This window comes from Aeromonas sp. TW 6, from assembly GCF_013168745.1.
In the GTDB taxonomy this organism is placed as follows: Bacteria; Pseudomonadota; Gammaproteobacteria; order Enterobacterales; family Aeromonadaceae; genus Aeromonas; species Aeromonas caviae.
This window is the reverse complement of sequence record NZ_JABERS010000082.1, coordinates 1-6949: the sequence shown is the minus strand read 5'-3', so window position 1 is coordinate 6949 and position 6949 is coordinate 1. Positions and strand designations below refer to the sequence as shown.

5 protein-coding genes and 1 pseudogene are annotated in these 6949 nt (G+C 55.3%); 1 reads left to right on the top strand and 5 read right to left on the bottom strand.

Annotation, left to right across the window (positions count from 1 at the left end):
- Positions 1-127: 127 nt before the first annotated feature.
- Positions 128-955, top strand: a pseudogene (locus tag HKD46_RS20715) (IS5 family transposase); the annotation flags it as partial.
- A 110-nt stretch (positions 956-1065) separates the two neighbouring features.
- Here the strand turns inward: HKD46_RS20715 and mrkF are convergent.
- From mrkF to HKD46_RS20690, 5 genes are all read right to left on the bottom strand, one after another.
- Positions 1066-1701: a type 3 fimbria minor subunit MrkF gene (gene mrkF, locus HKD46_RS20710; protein ID WP_000677445.1), complete on the bottom strand. Its 636-nt coding sequence runs from the start codon at positions 1699-1701 to the stop codon at positions 1066-1068.
- A gap of 13 nt (positions 1702-1714) precedes the next feature.
- Positions 1715-2710, bottom strand: a complete 996-nt coding sequence (gene mrkD / locus HKD46_RS20705; RefSeq protein WP_171865919.1) for a type 3 fimbria adhesin subunit MrkD — start codon at positions 2708-2710, stop codon at positions 1715-1717.
- Complete coding sequence (mrkC, locus tag HKD46_RS20700; RefSeq protein WP_000813718.1) at positions 2701-5187, bottom strand: type 3 fimbria usher protein MrkC; 2487 nt, start codon at positions 5185-5187, stop codon at positions 2701-2703. Before mrkC ends, mrkD begins: the two co-directional genes overlap by 10 nt.
- 11 nt (positions 5188-5198) lie before the next feature.
- A complete protein-coding gene (gene mrkB / locus HKD46_RS20695) occupies positions 5199-5900 on the bottom strand; it encodes a type 3 fimbria chaperone MrkB (protein WP_000820818.1) in 702 nt (233 codons plus the stop codon).
- Positions 5901-5995: 95 nt separating this feature from the next.
- Positions 5996-6604: a fimbrial protein gene (locus tag HKD46_RS20690; protein ID WP_171865918.1), complete on the bottom strand. Its 609-nt coding sequence runs from the start codon at positions 6602-6604 to the stop codon at positions 5996-5998.
- Positions 6605-6949 lie beyond the last annotated feature (345 nt).

Below are 6949 nucleotides of genomic sequence, written 5' to 3'. Positions count from 1 at the left end.
TGATCGAGGTTACGGATCGAGATAGCGGGTGCGGCCATGATGATCTACCTGCAAAAGAGAGTAATAGATCAGAACGGCCGATCGCCGTCAAGCACTGAAAATAGCAAAATCAGGTGCGGAATGACGGATTCAGGCCTGGTATGAGTCGGCAACGCCTTCATCACGGGGAAGACCTCAGCGCTATTCTGATCTCGCCATCACCACCGTTCTGGTCATTAAACGCGTGTTCAGGTTGACCCTGCGGGCTGCACAGGGTTTTATTGATTCCATTTTTACACTGATGAATGTTCCGTTGCGCTGCCCGGATTACACCAGTGTCAGCAAGCGCGCAAAGTCGGTTAATGTCAGTTTCAAAACGTTCACCCGGGGTGAAATCGCGCATCTGGTGATTGATTCCACCGGGCTGAAGGTCTTTGGTGAAGGCGAATGGAAAGTCAAAAAACACGGCAAAGAACGCCGTCGTATATGGCGAAAGTTGCATCTGGCAGTTGACAGCAACACACATGAAATCATCTGTGCAGACCTGTCGCTGAACAATGTGACGGACTCAGAAGCCTTCCCGGGTCTTATCCGGCAGACTCACAGAAAAATCAGGGCAGCATCGGCAGACGGCGCTTACGACACCCGGCTCTGTCACGATGAACTGCGGCGTAAGAAAATCAGCGCGCTTATCCCACCCCGAAAAGGCGCGGGTTACTGGCCCGGTGAATATGCAGACCGTAACCGTGCAGTGGCTAATCAGCGAATGACCGGGAGTAATGCGCGGTGGAAATGGACAACAGATTACAACCGTCGCTCGATAGCGGAAACGGCGATGTACCGGGTAAAACAGCTGTTCGGGGGTTCACTGACGCTGCGTGACTACGATGGTCAGGTTGCGGAGGCTATGGCCCTGGTACGAGCGCTGAACAAAATGACGAAAGCAGGTATGCCTGAAAGCGTGCGTATTGCCTGAAAACACAACCCGCTACGGGGGAGACTTACCCGAAATCTGATTTATTCAACAAAGCCCCGATGATATTGCCATGTAAAAAAAGCCGGGAATTCCCGGCTTTTTAACGTCACTTAATTATAAACTAATTCCCACGTTGCCCAGCTGGTAATCGGCCCGCTGGTGGCGCTTTTCGGCGTTGGCGAAACATAGCCAACGTAATAGGTGAACAGGCCGCCGCTGACCGCGCTTTCCTGCAAACGCACCTGATTTTGCTGCGGGTCCGCCGGGACAATTTTATTACTCTTATCCAGCGTATTATTATCGTTAGTCGATAGGGCCAGATAAATATTCTGCGCTCCATCCGGCAAGGTATTGGCCAGATACCCGGCGTTTTCGTTACCGACCGCCGTCAGTAAAAAACCATCGACCCAGCGCACGCTGACCCGACGCACCTCATCCTGCGAGGCTGCCCCACCATCATGGCGCAGCTGGCAGTTTGACAGTGCCAGGGTAAACGGCTGCGGTTTCATAAACGCCCCGGCACCGCGATCGTGGACTTCCGCCAGGCTGACCGGCGCCAGCCAGACATTACCGCTGCCGGCATGCTGGCCGCCGTTTAGCGCGATGCTACAGGAAATATCCGTCACCCGCCCGGCAAAATCGACCCGTCCGCGATCGTAATTGGTCTCAAAACCCCACGCCGAGGGGGCGGCGAGGCTGCCGCAAAATAGCAGCCACGCGATAGTGTTTTTCGGCAATCCCTTCATTCCCCCTCCCGTATTAATCGTACGTCAGGTTAAAGATCATATGCGACTCCACCTCGCCGGTGCTGGTCGTCGGGCCATACTGATAAAAACGCGCGTGCAGCGGTATGGTGATGTAGCGGGTCTCCTGATTATTCAAGCGGCCGACGGTGTATTTATTATTAAACTGCAGCGGGGAGCCATCCTTCAGCACCTGGATGCCAATGCCTTTCGCCATCCCGCTGCCGGCTTTTTCATTCAGCAAGGCGCCCATGGTAGCGGTAGTGCTGGTGGCCAGGGTACCGGAGAACGAGGTGCTAATGTTGGCATATCCCGTTTTACTCAGGCCGCCGCTGCACTGCAGGTCGATATTAAAATCCTTCCCGCCGGCGGTGGTGCCGACCCCTTTCAGGTCGGTGCGCCGGATGGAACCCACATCGACATTCATATTTTTCCCGCTCAGCACTGAACAGGAGGGCGAGACCACGGTGATGGCGTTGGCGCTCAGATAGGTTTCGAGGATCGGGTTAACGCCGCTCTCCCAGTCGTAGGAGGTGTACTTACCCGCCGCCAGGGTGCCGCTGCCGGTGGTTGCCGCGGTTTTGAAAATCTCCAGCGTAAAACGTGATCCTTCAAGGGAATAGTTGGTGGTGTTATACACTCGGGACGAATAGACGTCGGGATAGACGATATTTACCGTTTCGCCGCCGCGGCTGAAACGCATGCCGATTCCCGGCACGTTGGTGGAGTAGATTTTATTTCCAAGGTCCGTGGCCCCTGGCGACACGATCTTCGCCGCAAAGCGGTTGGTGCCGGAAGTACAGCGATAGCTTGCCCCGCCGGGAGCGCTCATCGTCCAGTCGCGGGTAAGGATCACCGAGCCCACCGGCAGATCCGGGGGCACCACCACCCTGCCCACCACCATGTCCAGCATCACCGTTGGCGATGAGAGACGCGTACAGGAGGCCCAGGACGAGGTGGTTCCCAGCGCCATTAAGACGATAAAAAGCGTTAGTAATTTCCTCAGCGACATACGCTATCCTTTGTTGTTTGCTGTCCCAGATCCACCGAACACTGCCCGCCGCTCCACTTCACAATCGCGCGTTTGGCGTTCGCATCGCTGATAAACATCATGCTGCCCTGGCCGACAACGCCGATCTCCTTGCCGTCGGGGGAGAAAATACTTGCCGCAAACGGCAACGGCTCGTGGTTCGCCTGGCGCGCCTGCAGGGTGAGGTTGTTCTGCACCTTAGTGCCGAACGCGACCTTAACCACGCTGCCTTCCCACGGCACAACCTGCGCCACGGTGCGATCGAAGGCCACGTCGTCATGGCTGCCTTTCGGGTCGATTTCCACGGCGTTAATCCGGTACGGGCGCAGATACGGCAGGATGGCGTAACCATTGCTGTCCACACGGGTGCCCGGCGATCCCGGAAGCATCGCCCCGGCCGCGTCTTTGGCTTCAATCAGGGCCATCGTCGAGCCGCTTTCCGGTGAGAGCACCACGCCGCCGCTGTGGGCGATCATCGTCCCGCTGGCGCCAATGCCGCTCTGACGATAGCCTTCGCCCTGGCTGTAGCTGCCGTTGAGGGTGGTCCATGGCGTACGGTAGCTGCCGTTGAGCGCCACATCATGCTGACCGCCGGTGGCGGTGGTGGTCGACACGCCGTAGTTAAGGTTGTTTTCACTGTCCAGCGAACCGTTGATACCAATCTGCGAGCTGGCAAAGCGCGAGTTATTGAACGAGGTGTTCGACGTCAGGTTGGCGGTGCGGTTATCGCCAAACCACAGCGGGTAGCTGAAGTTGAGTGAAATACGATCGTCGCGACGATGACCGGAGCTGTCTGGCGTATAGACGCGCTGCGCGCTCGCCGACCAGGAGAGACGACCAAATGAATTGTTGTAGCTGACCTGATACTGCTTCTCGGTCCCGGAGCGGTTCCAGTAATCGGAGATACGGCCGCTGAGATAAAACCCGCCCCAGCCGTCCGGCAGGTTCTGGTTCACCGTGAAGGTCATGCCGTTTTTTTGCCGCCACAGGGTGTAGTTGCTGCGACTATTTTTTTCCTGATCGACGGCGTACAGCGCGTCGTTGAGGTTGTAATAACCTTTCGTCGAGTAGCGATACGCCGCCAACACGATGCTGGTCTGGGTATCGGTAAACATGCGGTTAAAGGTCGCGCGATAGCTCTGACCCGAGTCATCATGGGCATCGCTCTTCAACCGCGAATGGGTGACGTCAAAAGAGAGCGCGCCGATGCCGGTGTTCATCCCGGTCCCCACCAGGAAGGCCTGATAGTCGTCAAAACCGGTGACCCCGGTGTAGCCGGTCAACAGGTTGTTGATCCCGTGCTGCCAGGTCGCCTGATAGAGCATCGGCTTGTTGCGCAGCGCGCTGTCGTCCACTTTACCGGCGGAGAGCGCGTAGCGGGTCATGCCCGGGCGCAGCAGCTGAGCAACGGAGGCGTAAGGCACGCTAAACACTTCTACCGAGCCATCCGCTTCTTTCACCGAGACCTCAAGATCGCTGCCATAGCCGGAAGGATAGACATCCTGCAGGGTAAACGGTCCGGGCGGAACGGTGGTCTGATAGATAATATTGCTGCCCTGACGCACGGTGACGAGGGCGTTGCTCTGCGCCACGCCGCGAATTTCCGGAGCATACGAGCGCATGCCGTCCGGGAACATATTGTCATCGGTGGAAAGATTAACCCCGCGCAGACCGATAGTGTCGAAAAATTCACCATTGGTGAAAATCTGCCCGCCGCTGACGATGGAGTTGAGCTGTGGGATAGGGCGCTGGAGATAGGTCTGGTTGCTGTTCCAGTGCGCTTTACCCTGCTGCTGCTGCCAGTTCAGGTTGCCGATGTGCTTCAGCAGCCAGCCGTCCCACGACAGACCGGCGTTGACGCCCAGATAGGCGCTGCTGTTATCCGACCCGCCTACCGAAGAGGTATGGCTGTTCCAGGCGTTCGCCATCCAGCCAAGATTGAGCGCGGTAATACCTTTGTCCCAGAACTCCGGGCTGACATAGTTTTTCAGGCGTTGATCTTCATAGATCTGCGGTACCGAAATGTTCAACCGCAGGGAGGACTGGACCAGGTTGTCTTTGACGTTTTCTTCGTTGCGCCAGGATTTGAGGCTACCGCAGTAGCCCTCCTGCTCGCTCAGCTGCGGATTGAGCTTTTCCGCCGCGATGCCATATTGGGCCAGCATCGCTTTGGTGTAGCAGACGCCCAGCCGACCATCTTTATCGCGCGCGATGCGTAAATCGTAGCGCCCTTTCCACTCGTCGTTGGTGTAGACGTCAAGGGAGTAAGTGCCTTCGGTAATCGCGCTGGTCGAAAAGCGCGACAGATCGACCTTTTCGCGACTGCCGACAATAAAGCCGTCGTTAAACTGATATACCGTTCCCGGGTTTTCCTGTCCGCTGGAAAATGGCGGAAAGCAGCACAGCGCGATGGCGATCGCGGTGCTTAATCTTCCCGGGCAGAATGACCTCTGCTTCATTAGCTTTTCCCTTATTTAACGGCCACTTTCACTGCGACATCGGCGCCATAGTCATTAATGTTGTTAACGGTCAGGGTTTCGCCGCGGTTGACGGCGGAGGAGAGCGCCACCGTCTGGCTGGACTGCGGCGCCAGCATCACGGTTTTGCTGTTCAGGGCTTTACCGCCGTCGCGGGAAATACGGCTGACGGTAATGTAGAACGGCGTCGGGTTGTTGATGGCGAGACTACTGCCGCTGGCGGTCAGGGTCAGCTTCTCGGCCGCCGCATCGCGGTTGCCCAGTCCGGCAGGACGATAAATAAATTTAAAGCGCGAACGGATCGCCAGCTGCAGCACGTTCTGGCCTTCATTTTTCTGATTGGCCACCACCGGCGGAATTTCCAGCAGATTCAGCCACCACAGCGTCTCTTTATCTTTCGCCAGACCGGCGCTGCTGCCGAGCTTAATACGCAGCGTCTGGCCGCTCTTGGCGTCAACGCGCGAAATCGGCGGGGTGATAATAAACGGGGTGGTAATGGTATCCGGTGTGGCATCGGCATCGCCGTTATCCAGCCAGGCCTGCGCCAGCGCCGGACGGTCGGCGTTATTTGAAAGCTGTACCGTTATTTCTTTTTCATTTCCTGGATAAATAAAGCGGGTACCGTTAACAATAATATTGTTGGCATGGGCCGCAAAACTAAAAATGAAACAGAAAAAAAGGGCAATACGCTTCATGCTGACCTCAGAATAAAAATACAAGCGGCGGACATTGCCGCTTTATTATTGTTATTAACTGCCCCATCGCGGGGCAGTTTTATTTTCTGACGGAATTACTGGTAAGTAATTTCGTAAGTCGCATAGCTGTTAACCACACCGGTGGTAACAGTCGTCGGGGTGCTGGTCGCGTAGCCGACGTAGTAGGTGAAGCGCGCGCCACCCTGAACGGCAGATGCGTCGCCGACCGCTTTAGGCTGAGTGCTGTCGCCCGGGATGATTTTTTTGGTCAGCGCGGTAGCGTTGTCAGTAGACAGAACCAGTTGGATATTCTTCGCGCCAGCGGCTTCGGTGTTGGCCAGGTAGCCCTGCTGTTTAGCCGTTGCGCCAGCCAGCAGGTTACCACCGGTCCAGTTCACGCCCAGTTTGCTCACATCATCCTGTGCAGTTTTATCAGCAGCCTGGCAGTCAGAAACGTCGATAGTAAACGATTTCGGCTTCAGGTAGGTATCGGCAGCAGCCGCTTTAACTTCCGTTAAAGTCACCGGAGCCAGATAAACGTTAGCATTGCTGCCCTGGCCGTTAACGGAAACAGTACAGGATACATCGGTAACTTTACCGAAGAAATTAACCTGGCCGCCGCCAACAGTGGTATCAGCTGCATGGGCAGCAGTCATGCCAAAAAACGCGGTTGCCATTGCTGCAGAAAGAAGAACCTTTTTCATTTCCATTTCCTTGTCAGAGTGAATTACGAATCAATGAGCACACTGTGAATTCGCATAGAACCAGAAACATCAGGCGATGCTGATTTATGCCACAGTTAACGAAAAAGACTTTAGTCGATTGGCCCCTATATTTCCATACACTTTTTATCACTTCGCGAATTCAACTTCGTAGTGCGACACTCGCCTATGCCGCCTGACAGTACTCTTCGAATACCTTGCAGGGCGAGATCGTGAACATTTTGTTAAAAATTAAAAATAGTTTTTTGCCTACAAAACAAATACTTATAGGCCTGTGATATGCAGTTAACTTTATAGTCAGGATCGCCTTCACACTTTTTAATCGTC